At 71.6% G+C, this 21942-nt stretch carries 18 protein-coding genes; 11 read left to right on the top strand and 7 right to left on the bottom strand.

Translation table 11 applies throughout. The features are described 5' to 3' along the window. Together VE326_02350 and VE326_02345 are read right to left on the bottom strand one after the other, a co-directional pair. Positions 1 to 816: hypothetical protein (locus VE326_02350; GenBank protein HYJ32039.1), on the bottom strand; the 816-nt coding region annotated here is incomplete at its 3' end. A gap of 50 nt (positions 817 to 866) precedes the next feature. After that, positions 867 to 2252, bottom strand: a complete 1386-nt coding sequence (locus VE326_02345; protein ID HYJ32038.1) for a polysaccharide biosynthesis C-terminal domain-containing protein — start codon at positions 2250 to 2252, stop codon at positions 867 to 869. Between the two features lie 64 nt (positions 2253 to 2316). Here VE326_02345 and VE326_02340 point away from each other — a divergent pair, with 64 nt between their 5' ends. From VE326_02340 to VE326_02305, 8 genes are all read left to right on the top strand, one after another. After that, positions 2317 to 3546, top strand: coding sequence for a glycosyltransferase family 4 protein (locus VE326_02340; protein ID HYJ32037.1), 1230 nt, complete (start codon positions 2317 to 2319; stop codon positions 3544 to 3546). 48 nt (positions 3547 to 3594) lie between these two features. After that, entirely contained in the window at positions 3595 to 4620 is a 1026-nt protein-coding gene (locus VE326_02335; GenBank protein ID HYJ32036.1) for an MraY family glycosyltransferase, read from the top strand. Between the two features lie 86 nt (positions 4621 to 4706). Further along, positions 4707 to 6455 carry a sigma 54-interacting transcriptional regulator gene (locus tag VE326_02330; protein ID HYJ32035.1) on the top strand — a complete coding sequence of 583 codons (1749 nt, stop codon included), beginning with the start codon at positions 4707 to 4709 and terminating at the stop codon, positions 6453 to 6455. Beyond that, the gene (locus VE326_02325; GenBank protein HYJ32034.1) at positions 6452 to 7510 is read left to right on the top strand and encodes a class I SAM-dependent methyltransferase; all 1059 of its coding nucleotides are present in this window, start codon (positions 6452 to 6454) and stop codon (positions 7508 to 7510) included. The genes VE326_02330 and VE326_02325 overlap by 4 nt, the downstream gene beginning before the upstream one ends. Before the next feature lie 33 nt (positions 7511 to 7543). Further along, positions 7544 to 8761, top strand: coding sequence for a DUF6754 domain-containing protein (locus VE326_02320; protein ID HYJ32033.1), 1218 nt, complete (start codon positions 7544 to 7546; stop codon positions 8759 to 8761). 31 nt (positions 8762 to 8792) lie between these two features. After that, on the top strand, positions 8793 to 9596 hold the full coding sequence (locus VE326_02315; GenBank protein ID HYJ32032.1) for a hypothetical protein: 804 nt from the start codon (positions 8793 to 8795) through the stop codon (positions 9594 to 9596). A gap of 14 nt (positions 9597 to 9610) precedes the next feature. Continuing rightward, a complete protein-coding gene (locus tag VE326_02310) occupies positions 9611 to 10489 on the top strand; it encodes a hypothetical protein (GenBank protein HYJ32031.1) in 879 nt (292 codons plus the stop codon). Positions 10490 to 10523: 34 nt separating this feature from the next. Then, positions 10524 to 11165 (top strand): hypothetical protein, encoded by a 642-nt coding sequence (locus VE326_02305; GenBank protein HYJ32030.1) that lies wholly within the window; start codon positions 10524 to 10526, stop codon positions 11163 to 11165. On the opposite strand, the gene VE326_02300 is transcribed toward VE326_02305, so the two are convergent. The 3 genes from VE326_02300 to VE326_02290 are packed head-to-tail and all read right to left on the bottom strand — an operon-like array spanning position 11144 to position 14585. After that, positions 11144 to 11944, bottom strand: coding sequence for a response regulator (locus VE326_02300; GenBank protein ID HYJ32029.1), 801 nt, complete (start codon positions 11942 to 11944; stop codon positions 11144 to 11146). The genes VE326_02305 and VE326_02300 overlap by 22 nt on opposite strands. Continuing rightward, entirely contained in the window at positions 11919 to 12347 is a 429-nt protein-coding gene (locus VE326_02295; protein ID HYJ32028.1) for a response regulator, read from the bottom strand. Before VE326_02295 ends, VE326_02300 begins: the two co-directional genes overlap by 26 nt. Before the next feature lie 12 nt (positions 12348 to 12359). Continuing rightward, positions 12360 to 14585 carry an ATP-binding protein gene (locus VE326_02290; GenBank protein HYJ32027.1) on the bottom strand — a complete coding sequence of 742 codons (2226 nt, stop codon included), beginning with the start codon at positions 14583 to 14585 and terminating at the stop codon, positions 12360 to 12362. Between the two features lie 194 nt (positions 14586 to 14779). On the opposite strand from VE326_02290, the gene VE326_02285 reads away from it, so the two are divergent. Both VE326_02285 and VE326_02280 read left to right on the top strand, forming a co-directional pair. Then, on the top strand, positions 14780 to 15937 hold the full coding sequence (locus tag VE326_02285) for a hypothetical protein (GenBank protein ID HYJ32026.1): 1158 nt from the start codon (positions 14780 to 14782) through the stop codon (positions 15935 to 15937). Between the two features lies 1 nt (position 15938). Further along, complete coding sequence (locus VE326_02280; protein ID HYJ32025.1) at positions 15939 to 17177, top strand: hypothetical protein; 1239 nt, start codon at positions 15939 to 15941, stop codon at positions 17175 to 17177. Here VE326_02280 and VE326_02275 read toward each other — a convergent pair. Beyond that, entirely contained in the window at positions 17148 to 19100 is a 1953-nt protein-coding gene (locus VE326_02275) for a hypothetical protein (GenBank protein ID HYJ32024.1), read from the bottom strand. The two genes, VE326_02280 and VE326_02275, sit on opposite strands and share 30 nt — an antisense overlap. Positions 19101 to 19230: 130 nt before the next feature. Here VE326_02275 and VE326_02270 point away from each other — a divergent pair, with 130 nt between their 5' ends. After that, positions 19231 to 20712 (top strand): glycosyltransferase, encoded by a 1482-nt coding sequence (locus VE326_02270; GenBank protein HYJ32023.1) that lies wholly within the window; start codon positions 19231 to 19233, stop codon positions 20710 to 20712. Here the strand turns inward: VE326_02270 and VE326_02265 are convergent. After that, positions 20667 to 21920, bottom strand: coding sequence for a glycosyltransferase 87 family protein (locus VE326_02265; protein ID HYJ32022.1), 1254 nt, complete (start codon positions 21918 to 21920; stop codon positions 20667 to 20669). The genes VE326_02270 and VE326_02265 overlap by 46 nt on opposite strands. Between the last annotated feature and the right edge of the window lie 22 nt (positions 21921 to 21942).

The following is a 21942-nucleotide window of genomic DNA, read 5'->3' as shown; positions in this document are numbered from 1 at the left end:
GATGTTGGCCGATTCGAAGAGCTCGCGGCGATAGGCGTCGACGAAGTCGGGCTCCTGGCGGAAGCGCGAGAGCACGATCAGGGTGAGCGCGGGCCGGGCGGCGAACACCTCGAGGAGCAGGTCGAGGCCCTTGTGGACCTGGCCCAGGCTGGCGAGGAAGAGGAAGCAGCGCGGGTCGCGGCGGTCGGGCGAGGTCGGGACGAGATCCTCGTAGCCGTTGTTCACCAGGCGGTGCACCGGCGGCAGGCGGAACTCGTCGAAGGTGCGGATCGCCGTCGGCCCGGCGAACGTGAGCATCGCGTCGAACGACTCGAACCGGCGGGCCGGAAACGGGGGCACCTGCCGCCGTGGCTCGAGCGAAACGCCGCGGCGCGCCCGCAGCGCCTCGAGGCGCTCGCGCTCGGCGGCATTGCTCCACGATGGATTGCAGCCGCCGATGTAGGAGAGCCGGATCGCGTTTGGGGCGAGGTGCGCGTCGTACAGGGCCGGCTCCCGCGGGTGGAGGTCGATCACCAGGTCGTAGGCGCCGCGGAGGATGGGTCGCCGCTCGAACCAGTCCGCCACGTCCAGAGCGAAGCCGCGCTCGGCGAGCGCGCGGGACAGCTCGTGCACCTGGCCCACGTTCTGGTGCGCATGGCGCCCCGGCTTCGAGCGGAACAGCTCGACCACGTGCAGCAGGAGCGCCCGGCGGGCGGGCCGGCCGGCGGCGGGCCGCCACCCGCCGTTCACGTCGCGCGCGAGGCCCGAGCCGAAGAGGCGCGCGCGGGCGCGCCGAACGAGACGGGCCGCGCGCTCGAGCGCGGGCCCTCGCGGCACCGTCGGGCGTGTTCTCGAACCGGGATCGTCCAAGCCGGCCGAGTATACCGCTACCGGAGCACGCGGCTCGCGACCCCGGCGAGCAGGAGCGCGCCGCCGGCGAGGGCCAGGGCCTCGCGGACCCCGAGGGTCACGCCGCGGCGGCTCATGATCGCCGCGGCGGCGATCACGGCGACTAGGCCGGCCGCGGCGTAGGCGCGGGGCAGGCTCAGCGTGCCGGATCCGGTCGCGGTGAAGACGGCGTAGCTCGCGGCGAACGCGGTCGGAAACGCGATCGCGATCGGCGCGTAGAGGCGCAGGCCGCCGACCGGCAGCGCGCCGAGCAGGAGGACCTGCATGCCGACGCGGCCATACTCGCCGAGCAGTGCCCAGGCCATGAGGGGTCGTGCGGGATCGAACCGGTGCGAGAAGAGGAGCCGGAGCAGAGGCGTGGAGATCAACATGCCGGTTCCGAAGAGGAGTGCCGCGAGGAGGAAGATGGCGGGGCCCTGCCGCCGCGTGTCGGCGCCGGCCGCGGCGGCGCCGGCCGGGCCGGGTCCCGCCGCGGCGACCGCGGCGCTCAGCGTGCCGAAGGCATAGCTCGCGAGATAGGTGTAGAAGAGCGACCCGCTCAGCTGGCTCAGCGCGAGGGCGGCCTGCAGGAAGCCGTTCGCGGCGGCGCCGTAGGTGCGCACGTAATGCGCCCGGAGCACGAGGAGAACGCCCTGATCGAGCAGCCCGAGCGCCAGCCCCGCGGCGCCGACCCGCGCCATCGCCCACGCCGGCTCGCCCCGCTCCCCGGACAGCCCGCCGAAGAGCGCGGTCCGGTACCGGCGGCGGTGGACGGCGATGGCGGCGAGGGCACCCGCCGGGTAGAGAACGGCGGCCGCGATCATCGCGCCCGCGAGTCCCCACCGGGGGACCAGGAGAAAGGTCAGCACCGTCGCGGGCACGGCGCCGAGGACCGCGATCGTGATCGGCGGGCGGACGTCGCCGCGGCCCGCGAAGAGCGCGAGGAGCGTTCCCGCGCCGGCGAGCCCGATGATCCCGATCGAGGCGATGCGGAAGAGCGGGGCGTAGGCGGAGGAGCCCAGCAGGGCGCGCGCGAGGACCGGAGCGGCGATCAGGACCAGCGCCGCGATGAGGCACGACGTTCCGAGCGCGAGCCGGAGCGCCGTGCGCATCACCGCGCGCTCGCGCGCGCTGTCGTCGGCGGCCCGTGCCGCGCCGACCAGCCGCGTGACCGGCAGGCCCAGCCCCAGCCCGGCGGCCTGTCCCAGCCAGTTCATGGCCGCGAGGACCTGGGCGAGAACGCCGAGGCCGGGCGCGGACAGGGTCGAGGCGAGCCACTTGTTGCGCAGGACGCCGAGGGGTGCGTAGATCAACGCGGGTCCCGCGCCCCATGCGAAGCGCTGGAAGCGCCTGCTCCACGTGGCGAGCCGCTCGGTCCCGGGCATGGGGGCGGAGTCTCGGGGACGCCGGTGCCGGTGTCAATTTCACGCGTGGTATACTGCGGCCTCTATGCGCGTCCTCGTCCTCACGTCGCGCATGCCCTACCCGCCGGTCGGAGGCGACCGGTTCCGCGTCTATCACATGATGCGCGCGGCGGCGGAAGCCGGGCATGCGGTCCACCTCCTTTCGTTCGACACGCGGCGCCAGAGCGAGGACGATCTCGCCCCGCTGCGCCGAACCCTCCGGAGCGTGGACACGGTGCCGCTCCCGCGTCCCCTCTCCTGGCTGCGCGCGGCGCAGGCGATCCCCGGGCGCTTTCCGCTCCAGGCCGCGTACTACCGCTCCGCGCGCATGCGGGAGCGCGTGGAGGAGACGATGCGCCGCGTGCGACCCCACGTCGTCGTGACGCACCTCTTCCGCATGGCGCCCTACGCGCTGCCGCACGTGGGCCGCGGGCGCGCCCGCTGGATCCTCGATCTCACCGACGTCATCTCCGCGGGGATCGAGCGCTCGCTCCCGTTCCGGCGCGGCATGGACCGATGGCTCTATCAGGTCGAGGGGCCGCGCATCCGCGACTACGAAGCGGGGGTGGCGCCCCGGTTCCACGAATGCTGGGTGATCAGCCAGGCCGAGGCCCGCCACCTCGCGCGCATCGCCCCCGAGGCTCGCGTGCGGGTCGTTCCCAACGGAATGCATCCCGAGCGGCTGCGCGCTCCCGCCGCGCGCGAGCGGGCGCGCCTCCTGTTCCTCGGATTTCACGACGTGTTCCACAATCGCGACGCCGTCCGGTTCCTGGTGCACGAGGTCTTCCCCCGCGTGCGGGCCGAAGTGCCCGAGGCGACGCTCGCGATCGCGGGGAAGGGCTCCGACGCGCTGCGCGGGTGGGCCGAGCGGGTCCCCGGCGTGCGGGTGCTGGGATTCGTGGACGATCCCGAGGACGAGCTCGCCCGCTCCACGCTGTTCGTGGCGCCGCATCGCTTCGCCGCGGGCGTTCAGAACAAGGTGGTCCAGGCGCTGGCCAGCGGCACGCCGGTGGTGACCACGCCGGCCGTGCGGGCCGGCCTCGAGCCCGTTCCCGAGGGGATCCTCCGCATCGGGGAGGATGCCGGCACCCTCGCGGCGCACGCCGTCGCACTCCTTCGCGATCCCGGGGCGGCGGCCGCGCTGGGCGGTCTCGGCCGCGCCTGGGCGCGCGCCCGCTTCACGTGGGACGCCTCGGTGCTCGCGATCGAATCGGCGCGCGACGTCGGCGCCCGCGGGGGCCGGGCGTCGACACCGATCCGGGCGCTCCCGCTCTGAGCGATGCGCTCCGCGTGACGCCGCCTCCCGCCTGAGGACGCGCGCGGCTTGACGTCGCACCTGACACCGCTCGTCGCCCCGCTCGCATTCGTTGCGGCGCTCGTCGTCACGCCGCTCTTCCGTCGCCTCGCGCCCGCCCTCGGATACCTCGACCATCCCGACCCGCGGAAGCACCATCCCGAGCCGACGCCGCTTCTCGGCGGCGTGGCCGTCGCCCTCGCGGTCGCGCTGGGCATGGTCCTCGGGAACGTCCTCCTCCACGCCGACATCGAATGGCCACGCGCCGGAGTGCTCTTCGGAGCCGCGCTCTCGCTCGCGCTCGGGCTGGTGGACGATCGCCGGCCGATGCGGCCGATGGGGAAGCTCGCGGGGCAGATCGCGGTCGCGGTCACGTTGATTCTCTGGGGCGCTCGCGGCGGCGGATTCCTCGCGCAGCAGCCGCTCCTGGCGGCGATCGCCCTCGTCGGCGTCGTCGGCCTGCTCAACGCGGTGAACTTCCTCGACGCGATGGACGGCATCGTCGCCGCGATCGTTCCGATCTCGGCGGCCGGATTCCTCGCCCTGTCGCTCCTCTTCGGGGCCGGAATGGATCGCGCGCTCGGATGGGCGCTGGCGGGAGCCTGCGCCGGATTCTTTGTCTACAACGCCCCGCCCGCGCGCATCTTTCTGGGCGACGCGGGGAGCCACCTGCTCGGCTTCGTCCTGGCCACCCTGGCGCTGCAGGCCCTGGACGACGCCCTCACCGTGCCCCACGCGGCGGGGGTTCTCTGTATTCTTTCGTACCCCTTCTTCGACGTCCTCTTCGTGGTCTTCGACCGCCTGGTCACGGGCCGTCCCATCGCCGAGGGAAGCACCGACCACACCACCCACCGACTTGGTCGGATTTGTGGACGGTGGGGGACGGTGGCCTTGATTTCACTCCTGGTGACCGTCACTTCCGCCGTCGGAATCGGCGTCTGGAGCCTGAAAAGCGCTCCGCTCGCGGTGGGCGCAGTTCTAATTTTGGCGCTTGGATACGCCATTTTCGGGGTTTCCCTGAGACGGAAGCGTCCCACCCCCCGTTCCGACACTTGACAATCTAGTTTTACAGTTGTATTCTACGTCGTCGACCGGGACCTTCCGACGCGCAGGGCGCGCCGGCACTGTGAGGCAAGGACGCGATGTCCCAACACACCGATCCATTCCACGAGAACGAGTCGGCCGCCTCGTCGAACCCCCTGGGCAAGCCCCTCGGGGACCCGCTTTCGCGGCCCCTGGGGAGCCATCCCGCGAACCTTCCCGAGAACGACCCCCTCGAAGCTCTGAGCCGCGGGCTCTCGCAGTGGGAACGGGAGCTCCTGACCCAGCCGCGATCGCCTTCGCGACCCCGGGTCACCTCCGATCTCGACCGGCTGCAGCATCTGCTGCACGCGAGCCGCACCGTCACGAGCACGCTCGATCTGAACGAGCTCCTCGTGCGCATCGTGGACGCGGTGGTGCAGGTCGCCGGGGCGGATCGCGGATTCCTGATGCTCTGCCGGGAAGACGGCAAGCTCCACTTCGAGGTCGCGCGCAGCAAGGACGAGACCACGGTCTCCTCCGACGACTTCCAGATCTCGTGGGGGATCGCCGAAGAGGCCGCGCACCGCCGCGAGACCGTCTGGGTTCCCGACGCGATGGGCTCCTCGCTCTTCCAGGATCGAAAGAGCGTGCGGGAGCTTTCGCTCCGCACCGTCGTCGCGCTTCCGATCTCGAACGCGGGACGCGTCCTCGGCGTGCTCTACATCGACTCCCACTCCATCGCGCACGAGTTCACGCCCGAGGACATCGCCCTCCTCGAGGGCTTCGCCGCGCTGGTCGCCGTGGCGCTCGAGAACGCGCGCCTCCACGAGGCGCTGAAGGATTCCAAGAACCGCCTCGAGATCGAGAATCTGAATCTCCGCCGCGCGCTCAAGGAGGACGTCCGCTACGGACTCCTGATCGGCAAGAGCCCCCGCATGCAGCGCGTCGTGGACCTGATGGAGAAGGTGATCCCGACCCAGGTCTCGGTTCTGGTCACCGGCGAGACCGGGACGGGGAAAGAGCTGGTCGCGCGCGCGATCCATCTGCACGGGCCGCGCAAGGACCGGAACTTCATCGCCGTCAATTGCGGCGCGCTCCCGGAGAACCTGCTCGAGAGCGAGCTGTTCGGCTACAAGAAGGGCGCCTTCACGGGAGCGAACGAGGACCGCGTCGGACTGTTCGAAGCGGCCGACCAGGGAACGCTCTTCCTCGACGAGGTGGGGGAGATGCCCGCTTCGCTTCAGGTCAAGCTCCTCCGCGTGCTCCAAGATTCGCAGATCCGGCGCGTGGGCGACACGGTCAGCCGCCGCGTGGACATCCGCCTGATCACCGCCACGAACCGCGACCTCCGCGCCGAGGTGGACGGCGGGCGCTTCCGCCAGGATCTCTTCTACCGCTTGAACGTGGTGCCGATCGAATCGCCGCCGCTCCGCGAGCGCGGCGAGGACATCCTTCTCCTCGCGCAGCACTTCCTGGACCTCTTCGCGAAGCAGCAGTCGAAAGCGACCCGCGGCCTCACCGTGGAGTCGCGGGAGCTGCTCCTGCGCTACCCGTGGCCGGGCAACGTCCGGGAGTTGGAGAACGCCATGGCCCGCGCGGTCGCGCTGGCCGACGAAGGGGCGCCGCTCGAGCCCTCCCTGTTCGGGCTGGGGGCGACGGTATCCCGGCGGTGGGACGGCCAGCACTCGCTGCGGGAGACGCTGGACTCCGTCGAGGCCGAGACGATCCGCGAGGCGCTCCGGCAGTGCGAGTCGAACGTGTCGCGAGCGGCGCGCGCCCTGGGCGTGAGCCGGCAGCACCTCCACAATCGGATGAACTTCCACGGGATCCGCCGCGCGCGGATCCTCAGCGAATCCAGCGGGCAGTGACCCCGGAAGCGACCGCGCGCGGGCCCGCCTCGCAGGCGGCGCACGGGCCCGCGGGCGGAACGGCCGCCCGCCGCCTCGCCTCGCTCCGCGCGATCCTCATGCAGAGCGACGCCGCCCTGCGCGAGAAGCTCCCCGAGTACTTCCTCGTCTACTACAAGCATCTGAACATCCTCCGGAATCCGGCGCGCATCGAGCACGTCTTCCAGAAGGGACGCGCGATGTACGACTACCTGGAAGCCGAGGGGAAGGACGTGCTCGACCTGGGGGCGGGGTTCGGCATCGAGGCCCTGCTGGTCGCCATCTACGGCGCCCGCCGGGTGCTCGCCACCGAGATCGACCGCGACATGGTCGCCGTCGGCGCCTACCTGGCCCAGGCGGTCGATCCGCCCCTCTCGCCCGAGCACTTCGAATCGCGGTACGGGGACGGGATCGCGATGGAGCTCCCGTCGGCGTCGTTCGACGGGGTCATGGCCAACTGCGTGATCTCCCACGTCCGCGACCTCGAGGGATTCCTGCGTGAAGCCAACCGGCTGCTCCGGCCGGGGGGCATCTTCTTCCTGAGCGACGAGAACAACTCCCTCTACCTGCCGGCGCGGGGACGCCGCCGGCGCGGATGGCGCGACATGGAAGCCGAGCCGAACGGCCCCTACTTCGCGGCGCGCCGGGCCCTGATCGGCGAGCACTTCCCTTCGCTCGCGCGGAACCAGCTCTTCGAGGCGACGCGCGCGACGCGCGGGCTGGTGGGCCACGACGTGATCGAGGGGACGCGGGAGTTGCTCGAGACGGGGGCCGTCCGGCGACGCCCGGAGTTCGGCTATCGCGACCCGCGGGACGGCCAGTACCCCGAGCGCGAGCTGAATCCCTTCTGGATGATGGAGAAGTTCACGGAGGCCGGACTCCGCCCGGAGCTTCTCCCCGCCTTCTTCTCCCGGAAGATCGAGACCCATCCGCGGCAGTGGGTGAAGGACGTTCTTCGTTTTCTCTGCACCCGCTGGCCCGCGCTTTCCGTCTACGTGTGGCCGATCATGCGAATCCGGGGGCGAAAAGTACGTTGACACCCCGCGCGGCGCGCCGATAGGCTGCGCCCCGTGCGATGGGCCGTGGGTTTCTTCCTTCTGGCCGTCCTGAGCGCGCCCGCGGCGGTATCGGCCCAGGGCGCCGCGACCCCCTTGCCAGTCCCCGGCCTCGCGCTTCCCGCTCCCACGAACTTCGTTGCTCAGGACAATCCCGGCGATTCCGGGGGTTCGATTCTTCTCACGTGGGCCGATCCCGACAGCGCGGCGGTTCCCGCCGGGTCGGTGATCGAGATCCGCCGCGCCGAGGCGCCGGCGTTCGAGTGGAAGGCGCTCGCGGAGGTGCCGCTCGGGACGCAGACCTACAAGGACGCGAGCGCGGTGGAGAAGCACACCTACCGCTACGAGCTCCGCGTTCAAGCCCCCGCCGCGCCGGCCGATACGACCCGCGCCGCCGCCGCGGCGATCGCCGCCCCGGCGGGACCCGCCGTCGTGAGCGAGCCGGCCTCGGCGCACGACAACTGGTTCCGCAAAGACCGCACCAACTCGCTCATCGCCACGATCATCTTCCTCGTCGCGCTCCTCGGCTCGATCCAGATGGCCCGCTCCGGCAAGCCGATCTTCATCCGGCGCATCGCCGGGCTGAACGCCGTGGACGAGGCGATCGGCCGTGCGACCGAGACCGGGAAGAAGGTGCTCTACGTCCCGGGCATCCAGAGCATGGACGACATCCAGACCGTGGCCTCGATGTCGATCCTGGGGCACGTCGCGCGCGCGACCGCGCGCTACGGCACCGACCTCGACGTCGCGAACAAGGATCCGCTCACCTTCGCCTCCGCGCGCGAAACGGTGCGCGCCGCCTATCTCGCCGAGGGGCGTCCCGACCTCTACCGCGAGGAGATGGTGAACTACGTGACGTACGACCAGTTCGCCTTCACCGCGGCGGTTTCGGCGCGCATGGTGCGCGAGCGCCCGGCCACGATCTTCCTGGTCGGGTACTTCTTCGCCGAATCGCTGATCCTGGCCGAGACGGGGCAGTCGGTCGGCGCCATCCAGATCGCGGGGCAGGCCGATCCGACCCAGCTGCCGTTCTTCGTCGCGACCTGCGACTACACGCTGATCGGCGAGGAGCTGTATGCCGCGAGCGCCTACCTCTCGCGCGAGCCGGTGCTCCTCGGCTCGATCCGCGGGCAGGACATCTTCAAGGCGCTCTGCATCGTGGTCGGCCTCGCCGGAATCGCGTTCGCCACGTTCGGCAGCACGTGGATCACGAAGATCCTCCAGACCCAATGAGACCCACGGCGCGTCCCGGGGAGATCGCGGCGTGAACCTCGAGTTCGGGCGCGTCGCCCTGGTCGCCTGTTTCTTCGTGCTGCCCACGATCGGCATCGCGCTCGGGATGCGGAGCCCGGCGATGCGGAGCCGGATTCCGCTCCTCGTCGCGTTCATCGCCGGCATCGTCCCGATCCTCTCCCTCTACATTCCCAAGAGCTTCCTCTCCGGCGAAACGGGGATGAGTCCCCGTCTGGACCAGTGGCTCATCATCGTGGCCGGATTCGCGCTCCTCCTCGGCATCGTGAACGTGATCCAGAACAACACACGGAAGATCGCGCGCCGCGAGACGGGATGGTTCTTCGCGGCCGTGCTCCTGACGGGGCTCTTCGTCATGGGCTCCTTCTCCATCTGGGGCGCCGTCTCGGGACAGGGGATCGGATTCGCCCCCGACGGATCCTCCACGCCGTTCAAATGGATGGAGGACAAGTTCTTTCAGCCGCTCCAGTCGACGATCTTCTCGCTGCTCGCCTTCTTCATGGCGAGCGCCGCGTTTCGGGCCTTCCGCGCGCGGAACACGGAGGCCACGATCCTCCTGATCGCCGCGGCCCTCGTGATGGCGGGGCGCGTGCCGCTCCTCGAGTTCCTGGCGGTTCCCTTTCCGCCGCTCCAGCCCGCCGCGGCCACGGCCAGCCAGGCCCTCGGCCGGCTCACGGAATGGATCATGGACACGCCCAACGGCGCCGCGCAGTCGGGGATCATCATCGGCGCCGCCCTCGGCGCCGCCTCGATGGCCATCCGCATCATCCTCGGGATCGAGCGCGGCTATCTCGGTCTGGGGAGCAGCGAGTCGTGAGAGGGGGCCGCTAGGTGCAGCGCTTCTTCCGCTGGCTTCTCGCCCTCGATCGCCGGTGGATCTATCTCTTCGTGCTGGTGAGCCTCATCACGCCGATCGTCGTCCCGATCGGGCTGCCGGTCACCACCACCTCGTCCACGCGCCGGGCGTTCGAGTTCATCGAGCGGCTGAAGCCGACCGACGTGGTCTGGATCTCCTACGACTACGGTCCCTCGTCGGCGCCCGAGAACGATCCGATGGCGGAGGCGTTCCTGCGCCAGTGCTTCCTCAAGAAAGTGCGCGTCATCGTGTGCGCCTTCTACCCGCTCGGCGGCCTGGGGCTCGCGAACAACTCGGTGGCGCGCGTCGCGGCCGAGATGCCGGGCCTCCGCTACGGCGTGGACTACATCAATCTCGGCTACAAGGACGGCGCGGCGGCGGTGATGCGCCGGCTGGGGGACAACATCGGCGACGCGTTCCCGACCGACGTGAACGGGCGGCCGATCGCCGAGTTTCCGATCATGCGGGGGATCCACGACATCCGCCACGTCGCCCTCGTCTTCACGGTGGCCACGGGGGTCATCGGGGAGTACTGGATCACCCAGGTCCACGCCCAGTACGGCACGCCGATCATCATCGGCCCGACCGCGGTGAGCGCGCCCAAGTACTACGCCTATCTGAACGCGGGGCAGCTCGAGGGAATGTTCGGCGGCATGAAGGGAGCGGCGGAATACGAGAAGCTCCTCATGGCGAAGTACCCGCAGCTGAACCGCTACTACCACGAGACCAAGTACTTCACGGCCACGAAGGGGATGGACGGACAGACGGTGCTCCACACCGTGATCCTCCTGTTCATCATCCTGGGGAACGTGGCGTTCCTGGTGACGCGCGGGAAGGAGCGCAGGGCGGTATGAGCCGGACGGACGGCGGATCGAAGGGGGCCCGGGCGTGAGCGCGACCTTCCCCGGAATCGGGATCTGGATCCCGGCGCTCCTCACGCTCTTCGCCTTCTCGTTCCTCTACAAGGACAACCCGTTCTTCCGCTTCGCCGAGAGCCTCTTCGCGGGCGTCTCTCTCGGCTATTACATCGGCATCGTGCTGAACCAGACGCTGGTGCCGAATCTCTACGTGCCGCTGAAGTCCGACTTCGCCGGGAACTGGGATCTGCTCGTGGCGGGGGGGATCGGGGTCCTGCTCTACGTGCGCTACCTGCCGCGGATCGGGTGGGTCTCGCGCTACGCGCTGGCGATCTACGTGGCCTACTACATCGGCGTCGAGTTCACGCGGCGCATCCACGGCGAGGTGCTGCCGCAGCTCGCCCGCACGATCCAGCCGCTCTGGCCGATGAACGCGAACACGCTGCTCGTATCGCTCGTCTTCATCGTGGGGGTCTACAGCGTCCTGACCTACTTCTTCTTCTCGAAGGAGCAGAACGCGGTCACGTCGCGGATCGCGCGGCTGGGGATCTGGTTCCTGATGGTCTCGTTCGGCGCGGCCTTCGGGTTCACCGTGATGGGCCGAATCGCGCTGCTGCTCGGCCGCCTCAACTTCCTGATCCTGAACTGGCTCTACCCCGCGCTGGGGATCTGAGGGGGCGCGTCGTTCGATTCGGGGGCGCCGCCTCCGCCCGCTGCTCCGTCCACCGCGCTTCCGCCGTTCGCCGCTCCGTGGGTCCCGCCCTCGCGGGTCGTCGTCGAGGCCTTGAAGCTCACCATCGGAACCGTGGTCCGGTTTCCCGCCGGATAGTCCACCGTCACGATGTCGCGGAGCGCGGCCACGCGGTGCGTCAGCCCCGCGATCGTTTCCGTGGCCTGGCGGATCCGCTGCACCTTCTCCCGGGCCTCGGGAGGGATTCCGGGGTGCACGTAGAGGAGCTGCGCGTTCCCCTGGATGACTTGTAAGGGGTTGTTGATCTCGTGGTTCAGCGCCACCGCCATCGCCGAGACCGCCTTCATCCGCTCCGCCTTGAGCCGCTCGTCGCTGGCCCGGTGGAGCGCGATCGCGTTCCGCACCTTGATCGGGAGCTGGAAGCGGATGTCCCACTCGGTGAGCGGCTTCATGAAGTAGTCCACCGCCCCCATGCTCAGGCTGCGCTCCACGTCGTCGGGCGCGGTGGAGGCGCTCGCGACGATGATCGGGATGTCGCGGTGAAGGTCGTTCGACCGCATGGCGTGGAGCACGTCGAAGCCGTTCGGGTTCGGCATCATCAGGTCGAGCAGGACGAGATCGATCGTCTCCTTCGCCAGGATGTCCAGCGCCTTGCCGCCGTCCTCCGCGTCGAAGAACTCGTACTCGCCCTTGCGGAGCACCATCCGGAGCAGCTTCCGGTTGTGCGCTTCGTCGTCAACGAGGAGGAGGCGGAAGGGCATGGTTCCTCTTCTCGATCAGGGCTTCGATGCGCGCGACCAGCTCATCGGCGCTCACGATCGGCTTGGAGATGTAGTCGTCCGCGCCTGAGGCGCGCAGGAAGTTCTCGCGGGAGCCCTTCATGGCGTGGGCGGTCGCGAGGAGGATCGGGATCCGGCCGGCCACGGGGTCCCGCTTGAGCCGCCGCGAGATCTCGAGTCCGTCGACCGGCGTTCCGTCCCACTCGCTGTTCGAGAGCGAGACGTCCATGATGATCACGTCGATGTCGCCGGAGCGGGCGCGCTCCAGCACCAGCGCCGGGTCCTCGGTCACCTCGACCGTCAACCCCGCCTTGCGCGCCAGGATCAGCTGGAACAGCTTGGCGTTCATCGGGTCGTCTTCGACGACCAGGATTCGCCCCGGCACGGCACCCTCCTTCTAGCGGACCGCCGGCTCGGGCGCCGGCGCCGCGAACGAGACCGTCGCGCGCGTGCCCTGCTCCGGGCCGTCGCTCTCGACGGTGATGCTTCCGCCCATCCCCTGGACCAGCGCCCGCGAGATCGCGAGTCCCAGTCCGGTACCCGAACGCCGGCCGGCGTACGAGAGGTCCACCCGGCCGAACTTCGTGAAGAGGCGGCGCTGTCCCTCCTTGGAAATCCCGATGCCCGTGTCCACGATCTCGACCTTGGCCTCGCCCGTGGCGGGCTCCCTCCAGGCGCGGACCCGCACCCCTCCCTTATCGGTGTACTTGAGGGCGTTCCCAAGCAGGTTCAACAGGACCTGGCGGGCCCGGGCCGGGTCGAGCCGGGCCGGGAGCGGGCCCTCCGGAAGCTCGGCGGCGATCGCGAGTCCCCGGCTCGCCGCGAGCGAGGCGACGGCGTCGAGCGCTTCCCGCACCGGGCCGCGGACGTCCCCCTCGGTCATGGAGAGCTGGAAGCGACCCGCCTCGACCTTAGCCAGGTCGAGGATGTCGTTCAGGAGCCCGAGGAGATGCTCGGCGCTCCGCCGGATCCGCTGGGCGAAGTCGCGGGCCTCCTCGTCGGACTCGTGGTTGCCCTGCTCGATCAGGCTCGCGAAGCCGATGACGGCGTTGAGCGGCGTCCGCAGCTCGTGCGAGGTGTTCGCGACGAACTCGCTCTGCGCCTGCCGCGCCTCCTCCAGCTCGCCGACCGCGCGCTGGAGCTGCTCGTTCAGGAGCGCGAGCTCGCGCGTGCGGTTCTCGAGGTCCGCCTCGCGCTCCCGCCGCTCGGTCACGTCGTGGCCCAGGAGGACCAGGGCGCTCAGCTTGCCCTGGCGGTCCACCGCGGGCGAGAGGCGCACCTCGGCGGGGAAGCGCGAACCGTCGGCGCGCACGAAGCAGACCTCCCCCGAGAATTCGCGCTCCCCGTCCAGCGCGCCGACCAGCCCGAACGGCTCCTCGCCGGCCCCCAGCCGGACCATCGATTCCACCGGCCGCCCCGTGAGACCTCCCGCGGTCGCGCCGAGGGCCCGCTCCGCGGCCGCGTTCGCGTAGGTCACGAACCCGCCCAGGTCCAGGCCGAGCAGGATCTCGCCCGTGCCCATCGTGAACAGCGCGAGCAGCTGATCGCGCCGCTCCATCCGGATCCGCTTGAGCCCGACCAGGACCTGCGTGGCCATCCAGCGGAAGAGCGCGAGCTCCTCCGATTCCGGCTCGCGTCCGCCCGGCAGCAGGCACTGGAGCACGCCGACCGTCTCGGAGCCGTCCACGAGCGGGATCGACACGACGCCCGGGCCCGCGGGCCGCGGCTCGATGGCGGCCGTCCCGCCGGCTTCGGCCCCGCGCTCGGCGAAGCGGCGGAAGCGCGTCCCGGGAGCGTCGCGGAGGTACATGGTCCAGCGATCGATCCCGCTTCCGCTCGCGATGGCGTCCAGGGCCAGCCGCACCAGCTCCTCGTCCGACTCCGCCCGGGCGAGCGCGTCGCCGACGCGGTAGATCGCGATCTGCGCGCGCAGGCCGCGCAGGCGGTCGAGCGCGGCCAGCCCGCGGCGCGCGCGCCACGCGGCGAAGGAGGCGATGGCCAGCACGAGCGCGCCGGCCGCGGCGGCCGTTTCGGCGCGGCGGGCTCTCGCGGCCGCCGCGATCGCGCCGCCGTCCATCTCGATCCCTGCGATCGCCACCGTGCGCCCCCGCTCGTCGAGCACGGGGGCGAACGCCGCGATCACGCCGGCGCCGGCGGGAGAGACCACCGGCGTTCGAACGGCCTCCTCCAGGGACACGCCGAGCGGCGCGCGGTACCGTGGCTCGGGGCGAGCCGGCGCCGGCGCGCCGCCGGCGTCGGGTTCCGGCGCGCGACCGCCGCCCGCCTCGAGCAGAATCCTCGGGTCGCGATCGGACCCGGCTTCAAGCAGGACGATCTTCCGGATGGAGGCGTCGTTTCGCCGGAGCGCGACGAGCTGCGCCCGGATCTCTCGCGAGAAGCGGGCCTCGGGAGCGTGTTCGCCCGCGAGGGCCGCCTCCTCGGGGGCGATGGAGGCGGCGAGCGCCGCCGCGAGGTCGAGCAGGCGGCGCTCGCCCTGGCGCGCGACGGCGCTGCCGGCGTGGGCCCCGAAGAAGAGCGCCGCCGCCACGGCCAGCGCCGCCGCGGCCGTCGCCCACGCCATCGTTCCGCCCACGACCTGGCGCAGCATCGCGCGGCGGCTCATGGCGGTCGCCGATTCGACGGACCTTGGAGCGGTCAAGCGTGGTTCCACCATGCGATTCACACTCCCGGAGCGAGACGGAAAGGGGCTCTTGGCCTATCGGCACGAAACGGCGGAAACTGGAGCGGGAAGGGGAGGAGCGGATTCCGCGCGGTCGTTCTAGCGTTCGAAGCGCCAACGGGATACTATCTGCCCCCGTGCGTTCGATCCCCGTCGCCGCCTTGATGCTCGCGCTCGCCGCCTCCCTGTTCGGAGGATGCTCCGAGCGCGCGTCGCGCCTGACCGGAAACGAGCGGCTTCTCCGCGGCGACGAGGGGTTGGGGACCACGAATCAGTCCGACACGCTCGTGGACCGGGACACCTACGTGGCGCCGAGGACGACCGCCGTGCGGGGCCCGACGCTGCTGGTCGGGATCCAGGGCACGTACGAATCGCGAGCGCTCTTCCGGCCATCGACCTGGACGCTGCCCGACACCCTCGTCACGACCGTCATCGACACGGTCCGCTTCCGGGTGGAGTTCGATCCCCGCGTCGACCGCTACCTGGCCGGAAACCGGGTGCTCGCGCTTCATACGGCCGCGGCGTGGGACACGACGAACGTGGAGTGGCCCGGCCCCGCGCCCGGGACGCTGCTCGGGACCGGTCCCGACGGCCAGGCCCCCTTCACGATCGAGCTCGGAGCCTCCGCGATCACGCAGGTCCGCGCCTGGGCCGCGGACGCGACCTTCCCGGGATTCGTCCTGAGTATCGACAGCGGCACCGGCGTGCGCGGCTTCCTCGCGGGGACCGGCCGGATCGAGATCGTCTATCACACGACGCTCGCGCCCACGACGCGGGTCACGAAAGTCACCCGGCTGCCCACCGACCTCTCGATCCAGACCCCGGCGGCGCCGGCCACCGGATCGGAGAGCACGCTCCTCCTGGGCGGGCTCTTCCAGTCCGAGGTGCTCCTCCGCGCCCCCGTGGCACCCCCTCCGGCAGGGTTCTCGATCAACGGCGCTCGGTTCGTCGCGCATCTTTTGGGCCCCGCCTCGCCGGACACGGTGGAGATCAGGGCCTACCGCATCCGCAATGCCTGGACCGAGGGCGCGTCCATCGACAGCACGCTGGGGCTCGACGCCACGCCGCTCGAGACCCTGACCGGCGTCCGCGTCGTCGCGGGCGATTCGATCGCGATCCCGATCCCGATCTCGCTGGCCCGCGAATGGTCGGCCGATTCCACGTCCAACCAGGGGATCCTGATCCGCGTGACGAACAGCTTCTACGCCTCCGAGATCGAGGTCGGCTCGCGCGAGTCGGTCACGCCGCCGGTGCTGCGGGTCAACACCACCAGCCCGCCGCCCGGGAGGTTCTGAGATGAGCGCGAGCCGGAACTCCTGGGTGGCGCGCCTGGGCATGGCCGCGCCCTTCCTCGCGGCGGCGCTGATCGCGGTTCCGGCGTCCGCGCGCGCCTCGTCGGCGTACTCGGCGGGAGGGCTCGGCGAGCCCTCGCTGGAGGAGCCGGCGCGCCTGCGCGCGCTGGGCGGCGCGGGCGCGGCCGAGCACGGCCCCCGCGCCTTCTCCCTCGTGAACCCCGCTTCGGTCGCCGAGGTGGACCACCTGATCCTCGAGGGAACCGTGATGCCCTCGATGCGCCGCGTGAGCGCGCTGTCGTTTCCGAGCGAGACCGCGCGCGAGACGGTCGTTCCCTCGCTGCGCGCGCTCGTCCGGATCCCGGGCCGGTTCACCCTGGGCGGCGCCTACCTCGTCGGCACGAACGGACGCTTCGGGATCGACCGGCCGGAGAGCTCGGGCGCTCCCTCCACCCTGCGCATCGACGGCTCCGGCGGCATCGACCTGATCCGGATCACGCTCGCGCGGCGCCTCACTCCGTCGGTCAACCTGGGCGCCGACTACGAAGTGATCGTGGGCAGCTTCCGCGAGGACTGGGCGCGCGACTTCGTGGACCCGGCCCTCATCACCACGCGCGACACCCTCGAGACCACGTGGGAGCGGCAGGGGCGCTGGCGCTTCGGCGCTCAGGTGCATCATGGGACCTGGGCGCTCGGCGGCGTCTACGAGCTGCCGCGCCGGCTGCCGCTGGCGACGACGCAGCGCACCGCGGGCACGTTCGTGCGCGAGGAGCATCGCAACCTGACCATCCCCTCCGGCTTCACCGTGGGCGGGATGGCGCCGCTCACCGACCGCCTGCGCGCGGTGGGGCAGTACCGCCGCGCCAACTGGAGCCGCGCGTCCCTGGAGAGCGACCTGGCCGACTTCCGCGCCGAGCAGCGCTGGAGCTTCGGTCTCGAGCTGCTCCCGGCGGCGGACGCGTCGCGCTTCCTGACCCGCCTCCCGCTGCGGGTGGGGGCGACCGTCCTCACCTGGCCCGATCTCCTGGTCCGCGCGGGGGCCACCGACGTCTCCGGCGGCACGGCGGGCGTCAAGGAAGTGGCGTTTTCGGTGGGGACCGGACTCCGGAGTCAGGATCGCGGCGGCGCGGTGGATCTGTCGCTGGAGGCGGGCTCGCGCGGGGACAAGGACGCGCTCGGGATCGGCGAGAAATTCGTGCGCTTCGCGGTCAGCCTACAGGTCAGCGACGACACCTGGAAGTAGCGCGACCCGGTCGGCGACCCGCCGCGCGCGGCGCGCCGGCGCCGGCTCGCCGCAGCGGTCGCAACGGGCGAGGAGCCTCGCCCGCTCTCCGTAGTCCAGCACGGTCGCCACGAACGCCGCCGTCGCGTCCAGCGACGGACAGACTCCGTCGGCGCCTCCGCTCGCGGGGTCGAGCCGCTCGGGCAGGAGCCCCGTGCCTTCGGCGCGCGCCGCCGCCCAGAGGAGGAGGATGCGCGCCTCCTCGAGGTCCTGGGACTTCCGCGCCACCCGGATCATGTGCTGCGCCAGCCAGAGCGTCGGCGCGATCGACGGGCGCCCCGCCGCGCGATCGGAACCTGGCCCCGCCGCGTCGGCCTCGTGCCGCGCGAGCCCCGCCACGCCCGAGCGCACCCACAGCCCGCCGCGCACCGCCGCGCACGTGGCGCGAACGCGCGGATCCTCCGGCTCGAGGTCGTCGAAGAGCCCGAGCCAGAGGAGCGACGCATCGAGGGTGGCGTCCAGCCGCCGCTCCCCCTCTTCCACCACCACCGAGCGCAGGAACCGTCCCCGCTCCGGATCGTAGAGGGCGCGCGACACTGCGCGGCCGAGCAGGTCGGAGGCGGCGAGCCACGCGCGGGCGCGCGCCGTCTCGCCGAAAAGCGCCGCCATGCGGGACGCCGCCCGGAGGCCGCCGCGCACCGCCGCCGCCGTGGACGCATGGGCGCCCCAGCGCTCGTTCCCCCAGGGTTCGCTCCAGCGATCGGCGCCGACCGGCAGGCCGATCGTGGGATCGACGGCCGCGGCCAGACGCTCGGCCGCTGGGGCCAGGGCGTCGTCGTAGACGGGCGCCATGAGCTCGGCGTCGCGCTCGCGATCCAGGTGGCGCGCGGCCGCCCAGAGCTGGAGCGCGATTCCGTCCGCGGCGCGCAGCGCCGACTCGGGCGCGGGCGCCGGCGCGCCGTCGGCGTCGAGGATGGCCGGCAGCTCGCCGGCTTCGCGCGCGGCGCGCGCGGTGAATTCGAACCAGCGGCGCGCGGCCGCGCCGTACCCCGCGCGACCGAGCGCGTCGGCCGCCAGAGCGCCCTCGCGCAGGTAGCACCAGCGCCGCTCCGGCGCCGAGGAACCCTGCGGCGCCTCGAGGCTGGAGAGGAACGCGCCCGAGGGCGCCTGGAGGAGGCGCAGCGTGAGGAGGGCGTGCGCGTAGAGGGAGCGGGTCTCTTCCGGCAGATCCCCCTCCTCGCGCGCCCCCGCGCTGGCCCAGAGTCCCCAGTAGCCGCGCGTCCGCGCGAGGAGCCCGCGGACGCCGAGGCGGCGCGCTTCCGCGTCCAGCCGCCGCGCCTCCGGGACGGAAGACGCCGCGGCGATCCACGTCGTGACCATGGCCGATTGGCCCGGTCCAAGCGGGATGGGAACGCCCAGCAGGCAGTCGGGGCCGCGCTCGCCGGCGATGGTGACCTGGGGAACGCCCGCGCCGTCGGGGCCGAGGGCGTTGAGCAGGAGCGCGCGCCGCCCGCCGTGATGGACCACGCCGCCCGTCGCGGCGTCGCGGGAAGCCGCCCCGCGCCCGATGCCCGCGGCCCGGAAGTCGTAGTGGAACGCGAGGCGGAGATCGTGCGGGCGGTCGTCCCCGTTCCGTACTTCTACGCGCCTCGTGAGGATCGGAAGCCGCGAGTCGGCGAACGTCTCGATCCAGATCTCGAAGGGGAGCCCGTGGCCGCGCAGGGAGAGGTCGGCGATCGGCGCGGCCTCGCCGCGCGCGGCGGTTGCCTCGAAGGAGTCCTCCAGCCAGTGGAAGAGGCCGTCCACGTGGAGCCCGATGCGGGCCGGGCGGCGGAGGATCTGATGCTCGGGGGCGAAATGGGGAGCGTAGAGCTCGTGGAGCGCGCCGTGCCTGTCGCCGGTCGCGAGGACCGTTCCGTTGCCCACCACGAAGCCGCGCGCCACCGTGATCCTCCCGTTTCCCACGTCACCACCCCGTTCCGCACATTACCCGCGCGGCAGGGAACGGTCAACACGGACCGGCGGAAGAACGCGCAACATGGGGCGATGCGTGCGCGGTACGATGACGCTCTCGATGAATTCGTTCCTCGCCGCGCTGTCCACCCCGGTCCGGGAGTCGCTGCTCGCGCTCCACCTGGTCGTCTGGAGCCTGCTCGCGGCCTACGGGATCCACCGTCTTCATCTCCTGCGCCTCTTCCGGAGGCGCAGGGCGCCCATGCCGCGCCCCGAGCCTCCGGCGGAGTGGCCGCGCGTCACCATCCAGCTCCCCGTCTACAACGAGCGCTACGTCGCCGAGCGCCTGCTCGACGCCGCCGCGGCCATGGACTATCCGCGCGAACGCCTCGAGATCCAGGTGCTCGACGACTCGACCGACGCCACCAGCGGGCTCGTGGCCGCGCGGGTCGCCGCGCTGCGCGCCGGGGGGGTGGACGCGGTGCATCTCCGCCGCGCCGCGCGCGACGGGTTCAAGGCGGGCGCGCTCCAGAACGGGCTGCGCCACGCCAAGGGTGAGCTGCTCGCGATCTTCGACGCCGATTTCGTGCCTCCCCCCTCGTTCCTGCGCGACCTGGTGCCTTACCTGAACGAGCTGGACGTCGGCATGGCGCAGGCGCGCTGGCGCCACCTGAACCAGGACTACTCGATGTTGGCCCAGGCGCAGGCGATCTCGCTGGACGGCCATTTCGTGGTCGAGCATTCGGCGCGCATGGACGCGCGGCGCTTCTTCAACTTCAACGGAACCGCGGGAATCCTGCGCCGCCGCTGCATCGAGGACGCCGGGGGATGGCAGTGGGACACCCTCACCGAGGATCTCGATCTCTCCTACCGGGCCCAGCTCCGCGGCTGGCGCTTCGTCTTCGCGCCGGACGTGGGCTGCCCCGGAGAGCTGCCGGTCGAGATGAACGCGTTCAAGGCGCAGCAGTACCGCTGGGTGCGCGGGTCGATCCAGGTGGCGCGGAAGGTGCTGCCGGACGTCTGGCGCGCCCCGCTTCCGTTCGCGGTGAAGCTCGAGGCCACCTTCCACCTCACCATCAACGTGGCCTACGTGCTGCTGCTCCTGGTCGCGGCGATCGCCTATCCCGTCGTGATCGCGCGGATCGAGGAAAAGAGCCTTCTCTTCACCGTGGTGGACGCGGCACTCTTCCTCACGGCCTCCATTCCGGCGCTCATCTACTTCGCCGCGGCGCAGCGGGAGACGCGCGGCGACTGGAAGCGGCAGCTCCGCTTCGTTCCCTTCGTTCTCTCCCTGGGGCTGGGGCTCGCGGTGAACAACACCCGGGCCGTGCTGAGCGGGCTTCGGAACGCCTCGGCCGAGTTCCATCGCACGCCGAAGTTCCGGATCGAGCGGCGGACCGACGGCTGGCGCGGGAAGCGCTACCGCTCGCCGCTCTCCCTCTGGGCCGCGGCGGAGATCGCGCTGGGGCTCTATTTCGGCTGGGCGATGCTCTCCCTGGCGCGCGCGGGAATGCTCGCGCCCCTTCCGTTCCTCGTCCTCTACCTGGTCGGCTTCCTCTACGTGGGGGGCGTCTCCGTCCTCCACGCCGCGCGCCGCGGCTGACCGCGGCGATCGCGGCGGAGCCCCGCCGCGGCCCACACGGCCGCCAGCGATCCGTACTCGGCCCAGAGAATCCACCCCGGAACCTGCCACACGCCCGTCGCCCGATAGAGCGGCAGGGGGAGATACGTGAGCGCCACCGTGCCCGAGAAGAGCAGGAGTCCCGCGTCGGGATGGAGCGGCAGGAGCGCGATCGCGGGGACCAGGTACCACGGATAGACCGTCGGGGTGAGGATCAGGAACGCCACCCAGGAGGCGAGCAGGGCGCCGCTCAGCGTCCGCGCGCGCCACGCGATGACGAGGAGGGCCACGACGAGCGACGCGGCGAGCAGGAGGCGCGGGTCGTCCCCGTTCGCGAAGAGCGGCCGGATCGCCGCGTAGAGGGGGCCGTTGAATTCCCAGTGGCGGGCATAGGTCGAGAGGCCCTCCCACAGGCGCGCCCCGGCCGCGCGGAACGGCAGGTAGAGGAGCGCGATCATCACGAACGCCGTCGCGAGCGTCCTCCAGGCGCGGCGCCGCGCGAGGGCCGGGACCAAGAGCAGCGGGACCAGCTTCACGAGCACCGCCGCGCCGAACGCGACTCCCGCCCTCGCGCGGCGCCCCGCTTCCAGGAGCGCCACGGCCGCGACCAGGAACGCCGCCGCGGCCAGGTCCACGTGCCCCGAGCCGTAGCATTCGACCACGACCAGCGGATTCCAGTAGTAGAGTAGGAGGCGCTCCGGGGGGTGTCCGCGGCGGCGCAGCAGGACCAGGAGACCCGCCACGAGCGCCGCCTCCAGCGCGAAGAGCACCGCTTTCCAGGCGAGCGGCGTTCCGCCCAGCTTCCACGCGAGGGCGAAGAGCCACTGGGCCAGGGGAGGATAGATGGTGGGCACGCCGGCATGGTTCAGGTGCCGGTAGACCTCGTCGTGCCACGGCGCGAACGCGGGGTCGGAGGGGGGCCGGGGATAGGGATTCCAGCCGTTCGCCACCAGCCGGCCGTCCCAGAGGTAGCGATAGAGATCCCCGGAGAGGGAGGGCGCGGCCGGAAGCAGGAGCAGGCGGGGCACCAGTCCCACCGCCAGGATGAGCGCGATCGCGCGCGCGGGACGGCGGCCCGGCCCTGGCCCCGGCGCCCGGAGTGCGAGCGCGGCCGCGCCGAGGTAGACGAGGTGCGCCGCGCCCCAGACCCAGGCCAGAAGTCCCCAGTCGAGCCGTCCGATGTGGTTCACGAAGTGCGGAGGGTGACCCCGG

The sequence above is a fragment of the Candidatus Binatia bacterium genome (assembly GCA_035631035.1).
GTDB lineage: Bacteria > Eisenbacteria > RBG-16-71-46 > SZUA-252 > SZUA-252 > DASQJL01.
The sequence above is the reverse complement of the archived record's forward strand: the minus strand, read 5'-3'. Positions and strand labels throughout refer to the sequence as shown.